General features: G+C 60.8%; 12 protein-coding genes. 9 read left to right on the top strand and 3 right to left on the bottom strand.

The annotated features are described in order from the left end of the window. From C1722_RS00005 to acs, 9 genes are all read left to right on the top strand, one after another. On the top strand, nt 1–870 hold an 870-nt coding region (locus tag C1722_RS00005; protein ID WP_180994948.1), incomplete at its 5' end, for a PD-(D/E)XK nuclease family protein. 173 nt (nt 871–1,043) lie between these two features. Further along, nucleotides 1,044–1,646, top strand: a complete 603-nt coding sequence (locus C1722_RS00010; RefSeq protein ID WP_102377441.1) for a hypothetical protein — start codon at nt 1,044–1,046, stop codon at nt 1,644–1,646. A 75-nt stretch (nt 1,647–1,721) separates the two neighbouring features. Beyond that, a complete protein-coding gene (locus tag C1722_RS00015) occupies nt 1,722–2,813 on the top strand; it encodes an isocitrate/isopropylmalate dehydrogenase family protein (protein ID WP_102377442.1) in 1,092 nt (363 codons plus the stop codon). Nucleotides 2,814–2,889: 76 nt separating this feature from the next. Next, nucleotides 2,890–5,550 (top strand): aconitate hydratase AcnA, encoded by a 2,661-nt coding sequence (gene acnA, locus C1722_RS00020; RefSeq protein ID WP_102377443.1) that lies wholly within the window; start codon nt 2,890–2,892, stop codon nt 5,548–5,550. Between the two features lie 2,329 nt (nt 5,551–7,879). Then, nucleotides 7,880–8,401 (top strand): 50S ribosomal protein L10, encoded by a 522-nt coding sequence (gene rplJ / locus C1722_RS00030; protein WP_102377444.1) that lies wholly within the window; start codon nt 7,880–7,882, stop codon nt 8,399–8,401. A gap of 100 nt (nt 8,402–8,501) precedes the next feature. Then, on the top strand, nt 8,502–8,882 hold the full coding sequence (rplL, locus tag C1722_RS00035; protein ID WP_102377445.1) for a 50S ribosomal protein L7/L12: 381 nt from the start codon (nt 8,502–8,504) through the stop codon (nt 8,880–8,882). Nucleotides 8,883–9,043: 161 nt separating this feature from the next. Further along, nucleotides 9,044–10,198, top strand: coding sequence for a DUF4013 domain-containing protein (locus C1722_RS00040; protein ID WP_219724256.1), 1,155 nt, complete (start codon nt 9,044–9,046; stop codon nt 10,196–10,198). A gap of 226 nt (nt 10,199–10,424) precedes the next feature. Beyond that, nucleotides 10,425–11,096 (top strand): hypothetical protein, encoded by a 672-nt coding sequence (locus tag C1722_RS00045; RefSeq protein WP_180994949.1) that lies wholly within the window; start codon nt 10,425–10,427, stop codon nt 11,094–11,096. A 35-nt stretch (nt 11,097–11,131) separates the two neighbouring features. Continuing rightward, nucleotides 11,132–13,123 carry an acetate--CoA ligase gene (gene acs / locus C1722_RS00050; protein ID WP_102377446.1) on the top strand — a complete coding sequence of 664 codons (1,992 nt, stop codon included), beginning with the start codon at nt 11,132–11,134 and terminating at the stop codon, nt 13,121–13,123. 167 nt (nt 13,124–13,290) lie between these two features. On the opposite strand, the gene C1722_RS00055 is transcribed toward acs, so the two are convergent. The 3 genes from C1722_RS00055 to C1722_RS00065 all read right to left on the bottom strand — a co-directional run bounded on the left by C1722_RS00055 (nt 13,291) and on the right by C1722_RS00065 (nt 17,632). Then, a complete protein-coding gene (locus C1722_RS00055) occupies nt 13,291–14,121 on the bottom strand; it encodes a MerR family transcriptional regulator (RefSeq protein WP_102377447.1) in 831 nt (276 codons plus the stop codon). A gap of 245 nt (nt 14,122–14,366) precedes the next feature. Then, entirely contained in the window at nt 14,367–15,419 is a 1,053-nt protein-coding gene (locus C1722_RS00060) for a sugar ABC transporter substrate-binding protein (RefSeq protein ID WP_102377448.1), read from the bottom strand. After that, on the bottom strand, nt 15,416–17,632 hold the full coding sequence (locus C1722_RS00065; RefSeq protein ID WP_219724257.1) for a bifunctional diguanylate cyclase/phosphodiesterase: 2,217 nt from the start codon (nt 17,630–17,632) through the stop codon (nt 15,416–15,418). The genes C1722_RS00060 and C1722_RS00065 overlap by 4 nt, the downstream gene beginning before the upstream one ends. Between the last annotated feature and the right edge of the window lie 94 nt (nt 17,633–17,726).

Consider the following 17,726-nt stretch of genomic DNA (forward strand, 5'->3'; position numbering starts at 1 on the left):
GGCTGCGGTACATCGCCCGTTCTGATCGTCGATCTCGAAGGCGCCGCGGCCTTGGGCGCCGCGTCCTGCGACTGCCTGTTCGTCACCGATCTGACGGCGGCGGCGTATCCCGTGCGCGATGACGGCGGTGCCGTCTCATCGCTGCTCGAGAAGCTCGATGCGGCGGTCGAGTGCGACGGGCTCTCTTCCGTACGCGCAACGTTCGCCGATGCGCTTTCAGTGCCGAGGTCGCTGCTCGTGCTGTCGCGGCCGCTCAACAACCCGGCGGGCGACGAAGAGCGGCCTGCGGTCGTGTTCGAGGACGTGATCGACTGCTACCGCTCCGAGCTGCAGAATCCTGGCGAGACCGACAAGAAGACGGGCCTTACCGCAGCGCTCCTCCCGTACGCGAGCACCCTCGGCGAACAGGGCGCCTACGAGAATCTCTCGTTTCAGGGAGAACCGCAGAGGATGACGGCTGAGATCCCCGTCATGCCCACCGGGTTCGTCACGTCCGACGCGCGCGACAAGATCCTTCTGCCCCAGCAATGGGGCGGGGTGGTAAGCGAGGGCTACAGCCTCTCCCCTTCGGCAATCGAAAGCTACCTCGAGTGCCCCTACAAGTGGTTCGCCCATCGCAGGCTTCGGCTCGAAGAGCTCGATGCCGGGTTCGGGGGTCGTGAGTTCGGCCTGTTCGCCCATCGCGTGCTGGAGCATTTCTACGCTCAGTTCAGATGCGAGGTCGCTCCGAAGGTCACCGCCGATACGCTGCCGCGGGCTCGCCGTATCCTCGCGCGCGTGTTCGACGATCAGCTCGCATACGACGCGCCGCTCGTCGGCGATGCGACGGCGCTCGTCGCGCGCGACGATTTTGTCAAACACGCCGCATAGCAGGCCCGCCGCCCGCCGCTTCTGCCGTGTTGATTCTGCGCGACGGACATGCTCGGTGCTGGCCAAACGGTATAATGAAAGCGAACATTCTGGCATACCCGTTGGCGTGCCCGGTAGACCTCGGGCCTGTACGTTCGATTCCGACAGACCCGGGCGGTAGATGGAGGCATCACGTGAGCGAAAAATCATTGGACGCAAAGAAGCTGGCCGAACAGGCAAGCGTGGACGACGTGGCACTCGGCGGTTTGGTCGACAACCTTTCGGGAGCCTCTCGCAGAGCACGGCAGCTTGCGGCGTCATCGCTTGCGATCGTTGCCAAGGAATCCCCCGAAAAGCTCGTCGATCACGCGGGAGCCCTCGTCGACGCCCTCAATCGCCCGGAGGCTCAAACGCGCTGGGAGTGCCTCGACGTTCTCACCGCGCTCGTCGATCGCGATACCCGCGCATGCGACAAGGCGGTCGGCGGCGCCGAGACGGCGCTGTTCGATGAGGACAGCGGTCCGGTGCGCCTCGCGGCGATGAGGTTTCTGTGCGCTCTCGGCGCTACGACCGAGAACCGCTCCGAGAAGGTATGGCCTTTGGTTGACGAGGCCATCCAGTGCTATCATGGCGATCTCGAGTTTCAGGACATGCTCGCCGCGGTCGTCGACTTCTCCGCCGGCAAGCTCAGCTCGGACGTGAAAAGCGATTTGGCCGAGCGCATGAAGTTCGATGCCGAGAACGGCCGGGGCGCCCTCAAGCGCCGGGCCTCTCAAATCATCGAGAACGTATCGTAGCTACTGAATCGAAACTTTGAAGATGCCGTTCGCGGCATCTTCTCGTATGGCTCATATCCGAGGAGGATCGCAGCAATGGCACAGCATACGGTCGCGCTCATTCCGGGCGACGGCATCGGTTTGGAAACGTCGACGGCGATGCGGCGCGTCGTCGAAGCGAGCGGCGCCGATATCGAGTGGGAGGTCGTCGAGGCGGGTGCCCATACGATCGACGAGTGCGGAACGCCGTTGCCCGAATCGACGATCGAGGCCGTTCGGCGAAACAAGGTCGCCATCAAGGGCCCGGTGTCTACGCCTGTGGGCAAGGGGTTCAGAAGCGTGAACGTGGCGCTCAGGCAGAGACTCGATCTGTACGCGTGCCTGCGTCCCGTGCTCTCGCTGCCGGGCGCGGGCGGGCGCTACGAGGGCGTTGACCTGGTGATCGTGCGCGAGAACTCCGAAGATCTTTACGCGGGCATCGAATTCGAGGAGGGAAGCGCGGAAACGGCCGAGCTGATCTCGTTCTGCGAACGCGCGGGGGCGGGCGCGATCCGCCCTGATTCGGGCATATCCATCAAGCCGGTTTCGGTGACGGCAACGCGCAATATCGTACGCTACGCTTTCGATTACGCGGTCAAGCACGGTCGCTCGAAGGTGACCGCCGTGCATAAGGCCAACATCATGAAGCACACCGACGGTTTATTCCTCCGCGTGGCGCGCGAGGTTGCCGAGGAGTATGCGGGCCGCATCGGTTTCGAAGACAGGATCATCGATGCGTTCTGCATGAACATGGTCATCGATCCCACGCAGTTCGACGTGGTCGTTTTTCCGAACCTCTACGGCGACATTGCGAGCGATCTCGGAGCCGGTTTGGTGGGCGGGCTGGGCATTGCGCCCGGCGCGAACATCGGCTCGGAGTGCGCGGTATTCGAGGCCGTGCACGGCTCGGCCCCCGACATCGCGGGCAAGAACATCGCAAATCCCACGGCGGAGATACTTTCGGCCGCCATGATGCTCGACCACCTCGGCGAACCTGCATGCGCCGCCCGCATCCGCGATGCCGTGCGTGCCGTATACGGTGCCGGGAGGGTGCTCACAGCCGACATTCGGCGAACGACCGGATCCACGCGTGCGGCAGCGGGTTGCAGCGAGTTCGCCGACGCGCTGATCGCGGAGATGACCGCATAGCCGATCGCGCATGCCTCACGGCATGCGTCGACATAGCAAAACCATGCACAGTTGAGACGAGAGGGGATACTAACCTATGACGCAAGACCAGTCCACCCGCACCGCCGAGCTTGCTGTCGGCGACGAGACGTACACCTACTATCCGGTGGCTCCGATCGCCGATGCGGAAAAGCTGCCGTTCTCTTTGACGGTCCTGCTTGAAAACGTCCTGAGATGCTCGGAGACCGACGAAGAGGCGCTTGATGCGGCTGCGCGGATCGTTGAGGCGGGCCTTGCGGGCGAGGTAGGAGAAGAGCTCTCGTACAGTCCCGCCCGCGTGCTCCTGCAGGATTTCACCGGCGTTCCGGTGTTCGTCGACTTCGCGGTTATGCGCGAGGCCATGGCCGCGCTCGGCGGCGACCCCGTAAAGGTCAACCCGCAGATACCCTGCGATCTGGTGATCGACCATTCGGTGATCGCAGACGAAGCGGGGTGCGCTTCCGCTCTCGAGAAGAACATGGAGCTCGAATTCGAGCGCAACGGCGAGCGCTACACCTTCCTCAAGTGGGCGCAGAGCTCGTTTCAGAACGTGCGCATCGTGCCCCCGGGGCGAGGCATCTGCCACCAGATCAACGTCGAGGAGTTTTCCCGGGTTGCGATGGTCCGCGAGGAAGCCGGGGGAAAAACCGTCTACTTCGACACGGTCGTCGGAACCGATAGCCATACGACTACGGCAAACGGCATCGGGGTCTTGAGCTGGGGCGTGGGGGGTATCGAAGCCGAAGCCGCAGCGCTCGGACAGCCCATCACCACGCTCGTGCCCCGCGTGGTGGGCGTCGAACTTACGGGCGCTCTATCCGAGGGGGTTTCCGCAATGGACCTTGCGCTCGTGTTCGCGAATATGCTGCGCGCACGCGGCGTTGTGGGGGCTTTCGTCGAGTGCTTCGGCCCGGGCCTCGAGAGCCTCACGGCCACGCAGCGCGCCTGCGTGGCGAACATGACGCCCGAATACGGATGCACTTGCACGCTGTTTCCCGTCGATCAGCAGACGCTCGACTACCTGCGCGTGACCGGCCGCAGCGCCGAGCAGATCGCGCTCATCGAGGCGTACGCCAAGGCGCAGGGGTTCTGGAACGATCCCGCTGCCGAACCGCGCGTATACGCCGAGGTGATCGAACTCGATCTGTCCACCGTAAAGCGCAATCTTGCCGGCCCATCGCGACCTCACGACCTCATCGTTGCCGCCGACGCGCAAGAGGCGTTTCGCTCGGTGTGCGCCGACCGCGGCCTCTCGCTCGACAAGAGGATTGCCGTCGAGGTGCGCGGCGAGCGGTGCGAGATCACCCATGGAGCCCTTGCCATCGCTGCGGTGACGAGCTGCACGACGGCAACCGATCCTGCCATGATGATCGCCTCGGGCCTCGTTGCGAAACGCGCGGCCGAAGCGGGCCTTTCTGCGAAGCCCTGGGTCAAGTGCGTGTTCGCTCCCGGTAGCAGGGCGACGGAGCTTTTGCTCGAGCGTGCGGGGCTTGTTGGGGGCCTGCAGAAGCTCGGCTTCTACAACTGCGGATTCGGATGCATGAGCTGCATCGGCAACTCGGGCCCCATCCTGCCCGCGATGCACGATGCGGCAGGCGAGGTCGAGCTTGCGAGCGTGCTGTCGGGCAACCGCAACTTCGAGGGCCGCATTTCGCCCGACGTCTCCCAAAACTACTTGGCTTCTCCCGCGATGGTCATCGCGTATTCGCTCGTCGGCACGATGGACTTCGACTTCGCAAACGAGCCGATCGGCGTGGGATCCGACGGCGAAGCGGTGTTTCTGGCCGATATCTGGCCGAGCGACGAAGAGATCGCCCGCGCTCTCGCAGAGCACGTGACCGCCGATCTTTACGAACAGGGACGCGAGGGGCTCATGGACGGCGATGCACGCTGGCAGGCCATCTCGGTCGATCCGAGTGCAACGTTTGCCTGGGACGAGAAGTCGACCTACGTTCGCCGCGCCCCGTATTTCGACGGTATGGCCGTGGAGCCTCGTGCCGTGGAGCCCATCGACGGCGCCCGCGTGCTCGTGAACCTCGGCGATTTCATCACGACCGACCATATCAGCCCCGCAGGGTCGATAGCGCTCGATTCGCCAGCGGCAGCCTACCTGCGCGAGCGGGGTGTTTCCGAAAGCTTCTTCAACACCTACGGTGCTCGTCGCGGTAACCACGAGGTCATGATGCGCGGCACGTTCGCCAACGTGAAGTTGCAAAACAAGCTTGCCGAAGGCAGGAAGGGCTGTTGGACGCTCAACCAGCTGAGCGGCGAGTTCACGAGCGTGTTCGATGCGGCTATGGATTACGGCAGCTCCGAGATCCCGCTCGTGGTATTCGCCGGCAAGATGTACGGAAGCGGCTCCTCGCGCGACTGGGCGGCCAAGGGTCCGATGCTGCTCGGCGTTCGGGCGGCGTTTGCGGAAAGCTTCGAGCGCATCCACCGTTCGAACCTCGTCGGCATGGGGATCCTGCCCCTGCAATTCCTCGAGGGCGAAAGCGCCGAATCGCTCGGTCTCGACGGCACCGAAACCGTTACCATCGGCGCCATCGACTTTTCGAGCGGTCTGCCCGATCCGGGCGTCGTGTCGGTGACGGCCGTAAAGGCCGATGGGAGCACGGTCGGTTTCGAGGCGATCGTGCGCGTCGATACGCCGACGGAGGGGCGCTACTTCGCCCACGGGGGCATCCTGCAATACGTGCTCCGCAACCTGGCAGAATAGGGCTCGGCCGCGTACGCGTCGGCGGACGCGCTGCGGAAAGGCGTCCGCCGTTCAGGTCGCTCTGCAGAAGGTGCCGCCACCGAGCCGCTTTGCGCGGCATGCGTATCACCATTCGGTAAACTTCTCGGGCCTTCCCTGCGCGGAAGGCCCTTTACGGTACAATACTAAGAACGTGTAAGCGATTTGCATTGCATTGTACTTTAAGAAGGGAAGTTATTCGTGAAACAGACATCAGGTATAGATGCCTTGTTGGAAGCCCTGCGCCAATCGGGTGTGGACGTGGGAAGCGGGGGCAATCCGTTCTCGGGGAATTCCTCCGGCGACGGCGGCTCGGATGGGGAGTCGTCAGGCGGGGGAAACAAGCCGCCGCGGGTCGAGGTCTCGTTCGGGGACAAGATGGCAACGTGGGGCAAGAAGGCGATCATCATCGCGATCATTGCCATCGTCGTCATCGCAGCAGTGGCGTACTGGTGGTTCCATCCGCCCATCAACATCCATTCGACCGATACGTGGATGTTCGTAGCCATATTCATCCTGCTTCCGCTGTTCTTGTTCTTCTGGATGCGCTCGATGGCGTACAAGAAGGGCACCGGCAAATACGAGTACAACGAGAAGAAGGCGAAAACCTTCAAGATCGTTTCGTACCTTCCCGTGCTCGTGGTGCTTGTCGGCGTGATCGGCGCGGTCGCCTCGCTTTCGTTCTTCCCCGGCAATGCCGAGAAGTACGCGAGCATCCTCAAGACCACCGACGACGTGTTCGCCGAGGACATCAAGGAAGTCGACTACAACCAGATCCCGGTCATCGACCGCGATTCGGCGGTGCTTCTCGGCAACCGCACCATGGGCTCGATCCCCGAGTACGTGAGCCAGTTCGAGATATCGCCGCTCTACAGCCAGATCAACTACCAGGGTAGCCCCGTGCGCGTGAGTCCGCTCGGCTACGCCGACCTGTTCAAGTGGCTCGCAAACCGTGAACAGGGCATCCCCGCCTACGCGCTCGTCAACATGACGACGCAGGATGCCGAGATCGTGCGTCTGGGCGATAACCCGATCCGCTATTCTCAGTCGGAGCCGCTCGCGCGCAACATCGATCGTCACGTGCAGCTCAAGTACCCGTTCTACATGTTCGATCAATTTGCTTTCGAGATCGACGACGACGGCAAGCCGTGGTGGATCTGCCCGGTGCAGGATCGTACGATCGGACTCTTCGGCGGAAAGACCATCCAGCGCGTCGTCATGTGCGATGCCACCACGGGCGAATGCACCGACCTCTCGGTCGATGAGGTTCCGCAGTGGGTCGACCGCGTGTACCCTGCCGACCTCTTGGTCGAGCAGTACAACTGGTACGGCGCGTACAAGGACGGCTGGATCAACTCGTGGCTCGGCCAGCAGGGCGTTGTGCAGACCACGCCGGGCACCAACGGCCAGCTCGGTTACAACTACATCGCCAAAGACGATGACGTATGGGTGTACTCCGGTGTAACCTCGGCGACCGCCGACAACTCGATCGTCGGTTTCGTGCTGGTGAACCAGCGTACTGCGGAATCGCACTTCTACGAAGTGGCCGGCGCTACGGAAGATTCGGCGATGCGCTCGGCCGAGGGCCAGGTTCAGCATCTCGGCTACAACGCGACGTTCCCGTTGCTCATCAACATCAGCGGCCAGCCCACGTACTTCATGGCGCTCAAGGACAACGCCGGTCTCGTGAAGATGTTCGCGATGCTCGATATCCAGCGCTATCAAAACGTTGCAGTCGGCAATACGGTCGAAGAGACGCAACAGGCCTACAAGACGCTCTTGGCCACCAACGGCGTGGAGCTTTCGGATGAGGGCGATACGAGCATCGTTACGGAAACGAGCGGTACGATCGAGCGCATCGTGACGGCGGTTGTCGACGGCAACTCGCACTTCTACGTGAAACTCGTGGACGATACGAACCTCTACGACTTTGCGCTGCCGCGCCTCATGGGAATCGTGGCGTACGCCGAGGGCGACGAGATCACGTTCAACTACCTCGATTCGGACGGCGTGTGCGTGGCCGAGGAGATCATCGGGGAGCGGGTGTCTTCGGAGGCTGCTGCGGCGGCTGCGAAGGCGGCTAACTCCTCGTCGTCGGACGAGGAGGCGCAAGGTGCCGCCGGAGCGNCCAAGACAGCAGGTACCGAAAGGTTTAATCGCGAAAGCGGCCCGCCGAGGTGGTCTGTAAATATGAGTTTTACGACCCCTGCTGTCATTGTGCACCAGGGGTCGTTTCTTTTGCATGAAAGCTCAAGATTCACCCACGATGAGGGACGGAACGCGAGTTTGCATGGAAAAGGAGGTGTAATTAATGCCCAACGTACATAACGTCGAAACGCTCGCCCTGATCAAGGAAGAGCTCAAGGATGTCAACGCCATGTGGGTCGTCGATTATCGCGGCTTGACGGTGAAGCAGATCCAGGAGTTGCGTGGCAACGTGCGCGAGGCGGGTGCAAGCATGAAGGTGTACAAGAACACGCTCATGCATCTCGCCCTAGACGAGCTCGAGCTTCCCAACATGGACGAGATTCTGGAAGGCCCTTCGGCCTTCGTGTTCGCCGGCGAGGATCCCGTTGCTTCTGCGAAGGCCCTGAAGGATTTCGCGAAGGCGAACAAGGTTCTCGAGATCAAGGGCGGCATGATGGACGGTAAGTTCGTCGATGCGGCGCAGGTCGAAGCTATTGCTTCTCTGCCGTCTCGCGAGGGTCTTATCGCTATGCTGCTCGGCACGATCAGCAACCCGCTGGTCCAGACGGTTCGCGTGCTCAACGCTCCGATGGAGGCGTTCGCTCGCTGCGTCAACCAGATTGCAGAGCAGAAACCTGCAGCTTAAGCGCTGTATTGAAGCCGGCAGCGTGAAACGAGGCCGGCGTTTGAAAACGAAAACGTGTATCCGCCTATGCTGCGGATAAAAGAAAAAAAGGAGAACCATCATGGCTGTGACCCGTGAAGAGATCGTCGAGGCATTGAAGGAAATGCCCGCCCTGGAGCTGTCCGAACTCGTGAAGGAACTCGAAGAGGTCTTCGGCGTTTCCGCTGCCGCTCCGGTTGCCGTTGCTGCCGCCCCTGCCGCAGGCGACGGTGCTGCCGCTGCTGAGGAGAAGACCGACTTCGACGTTGTGCTCGAGGGCTTCGGCGACAACAAGATCGCCGTTATCAAGGTCGTCCGTGAGATCACCGGCCTCGGCCTCAAAGAGGCCAAGGAGCTCGTCGAGAGCGCTCCGAAGCCGATCCAGGAGGGCGTTGCCAAGGACAAGGCCGAAGAGCTCAAGAAGCAGCTCGAGGATGCCGGCGCTGCCGTTACCCTCAAGTAACGAAGCCGTGCGCCTCGCCGCAGCGCCGATGCTGCGGTAAAACGCTTGGTGTTGCCGGTTCTTCATGAACCTAACACCTTGGAAACGAAACCAACGGGGGGAGCCTTGCGCTCCCCCCGTTGTGTATAGTGTGTTCCAATTTCATGGTAGAAAGGACACTCATGCAAGCTGGTTACTTCAAAACCGCATGGAGCGACGTCAAGAATTCGGGGGGATGGTTCGGCAAGATCCTGCTGCTTTCCCTTGTCGCCTTCATTCCCGTCTTCGGTGCCATCGCTATCGCAGGATACCTGTACGGATGGGCTCGCGATATCGCATGGGGCATCCACGGCCCCATGCCCAAGCGCATCTTCGGCAACGAGGACGGCAAGCTGTACAGCCGAGGCTTCTTCGTATTGGTAATAGGCTTCGTCTTTGCATTGCTTCCGTGGGCCATCGAGCTTGTTTGGGCCTTCGTGATGGGCTTCGGCTCGCTGACGTTCGGCTACAGCTACGGCGGCTACAGCGGCGGAACGTTTCTGTTCGGCGGTCTCATGACGCTGGTGTTTACGGCGCTGACGGTGGCAACCGCCTTTGCGGCCATGCTGTTCCAGTGGGTCGGTTCGATGCGCATGAGCATCTACGGGAGGCTTTCCGCCGGGTTCCAATTCAGCAAGATGTGGGCGATGATCCGCCATGACTTCGGCGGCCTCATGCGCATCTTCGGCATGTGCATCCTTCTGTCCGTCATCGTGTCGGTCGTCATCTCCGTGTTGTTCACGATCGTGATATTCGTTACGGTGCTCATCGGCATCGCCGTAACGGGCGGCAACTTGAGGGCCGATCATTTCGATGGAACCGTCATCGGCTGGATCATCGCGTTCGGCGGCCTGGCAATCGTAGGCTCGCTTCTCGTGGGCTATATAACGATAGCCGCGAGCATGTTCATCGCTACGCTCGTAGTTCGCGCCCTCGGTTACTGGACGCGTCAGTTCGATGTGCCGGCTTGGCGCGGACAGGACGATCCGATGCCCTTCGAGCTGCACGCGGCCGCGGCGCGTCAGGCTCAGCCGCCCTACCAGCACCCTGGGCAGCCCATGGGGTCTCAAGGGTACGGCCAGCCGTACCCGCCCCAAGGCCAGTCTGCCGGCATGTACGGCCAGCCCGTTGGACAGTGCGGTCAGGCTCCGCAGCAGCACGGCTACGGCCGACCCGACGCCTGCCCCTATCCTCAAGGTTCCCCGTCTGCTTCGAGCGGATTCGCGCCTGCGCCGGGGCAGGGCGGTGCCACGCCCGCCAACCCTGATAAACCGGAAGGATCCGACTTTTCGCAGTAGCGCGCCTACCGATATTCGAGCTTTGCACCCAACGAGCGGCCCTGGTTCCCGGGGCCGCTCTTTTCCGTTCGCGGACGATTATTCGCCAGTCGTAGGCAAAAAATCCCGTTGTTCGTTGACCTTGTAATCGTTGCAACCCCCATGATGGCCTCACAGACGATCCGATACGAAATTTTGTAAGAGACGAAAAGGAAGCCCGAATGTAAGGAAGCAAAGGAGGCACGTCATGAAAGCGACGAAACGAGAGATGGATCTGCGGAAACCCCAGATGATTACGGAAAAGCTCGATGTGGCCGCACTCAACGCCCAGCGGCAGACGATGGCGGCGCCTATCAGCGAGCTTCACGGCGATATGCTCTGGTCGGTCGTCAAGAAGCTCCGCGAGCCCGAGCTGATCGCCTTCATCGCCGACCCCGATGTTACTCGCGCCTCCAAGATTTCGACCATTGCGAAGCTCAACGATGTCGATCTTCTGATCGCCCTGGCGGCGGCCGACGTTGAGATTTTCGCCCGAAGGGACGCCCTTCTGCGCATCGACGAACTCTGCGACAGCACGCCGCTTCCGCAAGCCGATGTCGAGCGTCTCGCTCCCTGCCTCGAGTTCAAAGAGCTCATTGCCTATGCAGTCGTGCTCATGGATATGTCCGACTACGATTGGTGCGCTCACTGCGGCGAGCATACCGTCGACGCGCTGTGCGCCGCGATGTACGAATGCCAGAGCATGCACGAATCGGTGCTCTTGGAGGATACGTTCGCCCATCTGAGCCATGCGCGCCCGGACCTCAACAAGAGCCTGCGTGCCTGCAGCCCCGACAAGTTCCTCACGGAAGATACGTACGCGCCGACGACGCCGACCGTCATGTATCTGGACCGCTACCCCGTAGACAACGTTGCATAGCCGAATCTGAAGACGAGAGCAGAAGGGACCCCCTCATGAAAAAGAACACGCGTACCGCATTCATCAGACATATGCTCGAAAACGAGCGATCCATCGAACCGTCTCCGGAGTTCAGCTATAAGGCGCTCATCAAGAGCCGGCAGGATTACGACGAGATGTACCATCGCTCGATCGAAGAGCCCGAAGCGTTCTGGGCGCAGATGGCCGAAACCCATATCGACTGGTTCAAGCCATGGGATGCCGTCGAGGAATTCGACTTCGAATCCGACAACCCTTACGTCAGGTACTTCCGCGGCGGCGAGCTCAACGTGTCCTATAACTGCCTCGATCGCCATCTTGACGGGCCGCGCAGGAACAAGGCCGCCCTCATCTGGCAGGGCGAACCGAACGAAGAGGTCGACGTCTACACGTATCAGCGTCTCCATCGCGAAGTGTGCAAGGCGGCGAACATGCTCAAGCGTCTGGGTGTGAAGAGGGGCGACCGCGTGGTGCTCTACCTCCCGATGGTTCCGCAGCTCGCCATCAGCATGCTCGCCTGCGCCCGTATCGGCGCGATCCACTGCGTCGTGTTCAGCGGCCTTTCGGCGGAGGCTCTCAAAGACCGTATCGTGGATTCGGGCGCAAAGGTCGTCATTACCTCGAATTACGGCTACCGTTCGGGCAAGATCCTCCACCTCAAGGATATCTGCGACAAGGCGCTCGATATGAGCCCCGGGGTCGAGGCGTGCGTCGTCGTCCGCCGCATCGAGAAGCGCACCGATATGAAGGTGGACCGCGACGTATGGTGGGACGATCAGATGGCGGCGGAATCACCTCATTGCGAGCCCGAGAACATGGAGTCGAACGATCCCCTGTTCATCCTCTACACGAGCGGTTCGACCGCCAAGCCCAAGGGCATTCTCCACGGCACCGGCGGCTATCTGCTGTATGCGACGCTTACGATGAAGTACGTGTTCGATCTCAAGGAAACCGACATCTACTGGTGCACCGCCGACGCAGGTTGGATTACCGGGCACTCCTATTTGGTGTACGGGCCTCTGTCCAACGGTGCAACATCGCTCATGTTCGAGGGCGTTCCGAACTACCCGAAGCCGGACCGCTACTGGGATGTTGTCGAGAAGTTCGGCGTGAACATCCTCTACACCGCACCGACTGCGGTTCGCTCGATGATGAAAGACGGCGAACAGTGGGTGAACAACCACGACATCAGCACCCTGCGCCTGCTCGGTTCGGTAGGGGAGCCCATCACCTCGAAGGCGTGGCTGTGGTATTACTCGGCCGTCGGCCAGGGGCGCTGCCCCATTGCCGATACGTGGTGGCAGACCGAGACGGGCGGCGTCATGATCACGACGATCCCCGGCGCTGTCGATATGAAGCCCGGCTCTGCCGCCCTGCCGTTCTTCGGCATCTCCCCGCGGGTGATCGGCTCGGATGGCGACGATACAGCGCCCAACGAAGGTGGGAGCCTCGTGATATCGAGGCCGTGGCCCGGCATGATGCTCGGTGTATACAACAACCCCGAAGCCTTCAAGAACGTGTACTTCCCGATGCCCGGATTCTATCTGACGGGTGACGGCGCCTACCGCGACGAGGACGGCTACTTCTGGATCACGGGCCGCATCGACGACGTCATGAACGTTTCGGGTCACCGTATCGGCACCGCCGAAGTCGAAAGCGCACTCGTGTCGGTACTGCAGGTTGCCGAGGCGGCGGTTGTGGGCTATCCGCATCCGGTCAAGGGCGAGGGCATCTACGCGTATGTGACGGTCAAAGAGGGCACGGTTATCAACGACGACCTGCGCGCCGAGCTGTGCAACCACGTGAGGGCGAACATCGGACCCATCGCGACCCCCGATGTGATCCATTTCGCAAGCGCGCTGCCCAAGACCAGAAGCGGCAAGATCATGCGGCGCATCCTGCGCAAGATCGCCGCTCAGGACACCGAGAACCTGTGCGACATCTCGACGCTTTCCGAACCGTCGGTGGTCAACGACCTGATTCAAGAAACCAAGCGCATGAGCGCTTAGGCGCAAGCCGACGCGCACTGTTCATCGATACCGCCCGCGGCATGCGAAACGCTGTCGCGGGCGGTAGCCGTTTTCGGGAGGATTACCGAAAACGGACCGGCGGTTGGAAAAGCACGGAGCCCCGCATGCGATCGCTAGCATGCGGGGCTCCGTATGGTTGGCGGCGTTTAGGCGTTCACCAGCACCGAAATGTGAATCAGGTAATCCTCGGAGGAATCCGACATGAGATACGAGCTCATGTCGAGCTCGTAGATCGGTCCGAGCATGTCGAAACCCTCTTTCTTGACATAGCGGAAAAGCTTCTCGTAGGATCGCTCGACCGTGCTCGTGCCCCCTTGGTGCAAGATGACCGCATAGTTGCCCCGCGGCTTGCATTCGAGGCGATTGCCGAGGTGCATGCGGTTTTCCGGAGGCGAGACCCAGGTGATGAGCTTGGTGTAGTAGTATTCTTCGGGTTTGCTCGGATCGGGGATGTCGATTACGCGTCCGAGGGGGAATTTGGATACGCCGGCTGCCGAGCGGCAGAAATCGGAATGCTCGCTCATCGCTTTAGCGAAGGATTGCTGGGTTCGCTCGCGTTCGACCTCGGTTGTGATGAACCAGATCTCGTCCCAGTAGGACAGACGCGGTTTGTCTTTGGGGAAGAGAAGCGCTCTCTGGGTGATGTAGCGCATCTTCTCCATCATGCCTATGCGGGCATCGATGATGTCGCGCTGCCGTTCCATCTTCTGGATGCTCTCCTGAGCATTTTCGAGGAACAGCTCGGTCGATCGATTGTCGAGGTATTCCTTGATCTCCTTCATGGACATGCCGGTGTCGAGGAAGAAGCGGATGACGTCGAACATGTAGAGCTGCTTGAGCGAATAGTACCGGTATCCGTTTTCGCGCACTTCTTTCGGCTTGAGGAGGCCGATCTTGTCGTAGTGGATGAGCAGTTCTCTGCTGACGTTGCACATCTGAGCGAACTCCCCTGAGGAGAGCAGCAGCGAATCGTGCATTAGACCCCCTTTCGCAGTCGAGCGCTCGGCAGCCTGGCTAGGCGTTATCGGCTATCGTTGCCGCTGCGGTCGACTGTCGCCCGAAAAGCGGAACGCGGATCTGCCGGTTGGTGCGCTCGACGGTTGACCCGTGTATCGATACTACCGTAAGCTTGCAATGTCTTACCTGATAAAACGGGAAACGATGCGAAACGGCCTGCCAACGTGCTTTCGGCAGGCCGTTTCGCATCGGTGAGAGGCTTCGGCTATTCTCCGTATACATCCTCGCGGGTGAAGTATCCGCTGTCGATGAGGATCTTATCGAGGTTTTCTTTCGTGACGAGTTTCCCGGTGATGAGGTTTGCGGTGATGCCGTTTTCGGTTCCGTTATCGAAATCGGCGTTCGCGTTGACGGCCTCGCCCCGTGCGAGGTGGCATGCCTCGTCGACCGCTGTGGTGGCGAGTTCCTCGAGGTCCATGTACACCGTGACGCTCTGCTTTCCGTCGACGACGCGCTTTGCGGCATCGAGTTCGGCGTCCATGCCCGTGATGATTACCGGGTCGGTGATGCCGAGCTCGTCGAGCGCTTCGCGGCAGGCTCCCGCGATCTTATCATTCGGGGCAAGAATCGCATCGACCGAATTGTCGTTGGCGGACACTGCGTCGTATACAAGCTGCTTGGCCGCGTCCGGCGACCAGCCGGGTACGCTTGTTTCGAGGATGACGTTGATGTCGCTTCTTATGGGATCGATGTAGCGAAGTGCTCCCTCGTTGAGCAGCTCCGCGTTGTAGTCGCCCGGATCGCCGCTGAGGATGATGTAATCGCCCTCGTCTACGAGCTCGGTGAGGTACTGGCCGAGCGTCTGGCCGATGCGGCCGCTGTCGTAGCCGACGAACAGATCGACGTCCTCGTTGGTGATGGCGCGGGCGTAGTCGACGACGGGGACGTTGTGCTGTTTCGCGTAAGCGAGTATGTCCTGCACGTTGTTGACGTCGCGGGGCGTGAGAATGAGCACGTCGATGCCGCCGTCGATCATCTCGATGCAGTCTTCGGTCTGCGTTTTCGGCTCGTCGGTCTTGTTGAGGCGTACCTCGATCTCGACGTCGAGTTCCGCAGCCCGGTTCTCCATGTACTGCTGCTCGCTTACCCAGCGCGAAGCATCGCCGACGCCGAACGAGACGCCTATCTTCACCGGATCGCCGTTCTGCGCCTTGTCGGGCGAGGGCGCTTGGCTTTCCGTGCTGCATCCTGCGCCTACGAGCAGTATCGGGATGGCAAGCGCTGCGGCGAGGATGCCGCGCAAGATCGTTCGTGTCATAGCGTTCCTTTTCTCAAGATGGGTTCGAATTCGTCTTCGCTCATGGGGCGAGCGTAGAAGTACCCTTGGGCGACGAAGCATCCGTTGCGCTTCATGAGGTCGACGTTGTCGGCGGTTTCGACGCCTTCGACCACGACGTCGATATCGAGGTTTTGAGCCATCTGGGCGACGGAGGCGAAGATGACCGCCAGACGGTCGCTGTCTTCGGTGTTGCGCAGGAAGCCCTGGTCGATTTTCAGCACGTCGATCGGGATGTCCTTGAGCATATTCAGGGAGGAATACCCCGAGCCGAAATCGTCCATCGCGACACAGAGCCCCTTTTCGTGGACGCTTTCGACAAACGATGCGATGGCTTCCTGGCTATCGAACATGGCGCTCTCCGTTAACTCCATTTCGATGAGGCGGGCGGGGACGCCGTATCGCCGGATCGTATCGGCCACGCGATCGATGAAACCATCGTCGAGCAGGTGCAGGCGAGAGAAGTTGACCGAAACGGGAACGCATTCGATGCCGTCGTCGAGGTTTTTCTTCAGGAACCGAAGAACCTTTTCGAGCACGGCCATATCGAGCTCGATGACCAAGCCGGTTTTCTCGCACATGGAAATGAATTCGAGCGGCGGGACGAGCGACCCGTCCTCTTTGAGCCACCTGACGAGCGCCTCCGCTCCGACGAGCGAGTTGGTTTCGACGTTGACCTTGGGCTGGTAGAAAGCCACGAACTCGTTTTGCTCGAGTGCGCGCTCGACGGCCCGCTTCATCTGCTCGTTGCGCGCAAGCCGTTCGTCGTGTTCTCGCGAGTAGTGCTCTATGCGCCGATGCAGGGTGCTTTTGGCACCGAGCGCGGCCGTACTCGCCTTGTCCGCCATGAGGTTTACGGTTTCGGGTGGATCGGGAACGTCGTAGACTCCTGCGGAGACGTATATCGTTGCGTCCTTTTGCGCCGTGGCGCAAGCGAGTATGCCTTCGAGTCTCGCGTCGTCCGCGTCGAAGACCAGGGCGATGAAGTGATCCCCGGATACGCGTGCAAGGGCTTCGCCTGGCTGCAGGTTCTCCTTTACCGCATCATGCATGGTTCTGAGGACGCGGTCGCCGAAATCGAAGCCGTAGTAGCTGTTGATGTACTTGAAGTTATCGATGTCGAACGCCACGAGGGAGCATTGCCTGCCGTCGTTTTTCTCGATGGCTTCTTTGACGTCGAGACCGAAACGGCTGAACGTGCTTCCTCCGGTAACCGGGTCGACGAACGCAACGCGCTCGAGGTTTTTCTGCTGGCGGCGCTTGTACGAAAGGAAGAGGAGCATGCAGATGGCAAAGACCGCAACCACGAGGAACAAGATGACGTAGAACAACTGCACGACAACGGCTGCATTGGGGGAGACGGCGGTGGTTGAAACACTTGTGATGAGATACCAATCGTGGATCGTCTCGATCGGCGTGTAGGCCGAGAAGCGCACCTCGCCGTTCTCCCTCGTTTCCATGAAGCCCGCTGTTCCGTTGCCGATATCGCCTTCAAGCTGTTTTGCAGCGTCTTGGTTCCCCCTCGCGTACAGCGCCCGGTAATAGTTCTCCGTCTCTTGGCTGTAGTCGCCGCCCTGCGAGCTGATGACGATGTACCCGTCGCTGTTGATGATGCTCATCGAGCCCTGGGACGAGAAAAGGGAGAGCGAGCAGATGTCGTACATCTCTTCGGGGGTGTACTGCTTCTGGAGCGTTCCGATGATCTGATCCTGGGAGTACACGGGTACGCTGATGACGAACATCTCGTCGCCGGTGATGCGCGAGATGACGCGCCCCGAGATGTTCGGGGTGCCTTCGAGGGCGAGTTTGAAGTAGCCCCGTCCCGAAATGTCGAGCAGCGTACCGTCGGAGAACAATGCGGTGCCGTCGGTGTTCGCAACCGACATGCTCTCGCCGTTCTCGCGACCGCAGTACTCTTCGAAGGAGGCGGTGAGGGGGTCGCTTTCGGCGGTATGGGAACTTGCGATGTCGGCGAGCTGGTTGGCGGCGGTCTCGAGGTTGTTGACCTCGAGACCGATCTTGCTGGTGATCACGTCTTTGTTCTGCGTGACGATTTCGGTGAGGTTGATCTTGGAATCGGAGCTCAGGAGCGTTTGCACGTGCGTCATGAGGGCGACGACGGCGCCGAGCAGAACCGCGGCCAAGGCGATGATCGCGAGACGAGTAGCATGCAGTTTGAGGCGATCCAGTTTCACACTCACTACCTTGAACGGAAAATAAGCCGACGCCGCGGGGTGTGGCGTAATTGGCTTATTTTCCGTCAGGCGATAAGAAAAGACAATGAAATAT

The sequence above is a fragment of the Raoultibacter timonensis genome (genome assembly GCF_900240215.1).
In the GTDB taxonomy this organism is placed as follows: Bacteria; Actinomycetota; Coriobacteriia; order Coriobacteriales; family Eggerthellaceae; genus Raoultibacter; species Raoultibacter timonensis.

Bases quoted from the DNA above. Each gene is read 5' to 3' on its own strand.
- C1722_RS00015 (WP_102377442.1), top strand. From the start codon at position 1,722: ATGGCACAGCATACGGTCGCGCTCATTCCGGGCGACGGCATCGGTTTG.
- acnA (WP_102377443.1), top strand. From the start codon at position 2,890: ATGACGCAAGACCAGTCCACCCGCACCGCCGAGCTTGCTGTCGGCGAC.
- rplJ (WP_102377444.1), top strand. From the start codon at position 7,880: ATGCCCAACGTACATAACGTCGAAACGCTCGCCCTGATCAAGGAAGAG.
- rplL (WP_102377445.1), top strand. From the start codon at position 8,502: ATGGCTGTGACCCGTGAAGAGATCGTCGAGGCATTGAAGGAAATGCCC.
- C1722_RS00040 (WP_219724256.1), top strand. From the start codon at position 9,044: ATGCAAGCTGGTTACTTCAAAACCGCATGGAGCGACGTCAAGAATTCG.
- C1722_RS00045 (WP_180994949.1), top strand. From the start codon at position 10,425: ATGAAAGCGACGAAACGAGAGATGGATCTGCGGAAACCCCAGATGATT.
- acs (WP_102377446.1), top strand. From the start codon at position 11,132: ATGAAAAAGAACACGCGTACCGCATTCATCAGACATATGCTCGAAAAC.
- C1722_RS00055 (WP_102377447.1), bottom strand. From the start codon at position 14,121: ATGCACGATTCGCTGCTGCTCTCCTCAGGGGAGTTCGCTCAGATGTGC.
- C1722_RS00060 (WP_102377448.1), bottom strand. From the start codon at position 15,419: ATGACACGAACGATCTTGCGCGGCATCCTCGCCGCAGCGCTTGCCATC.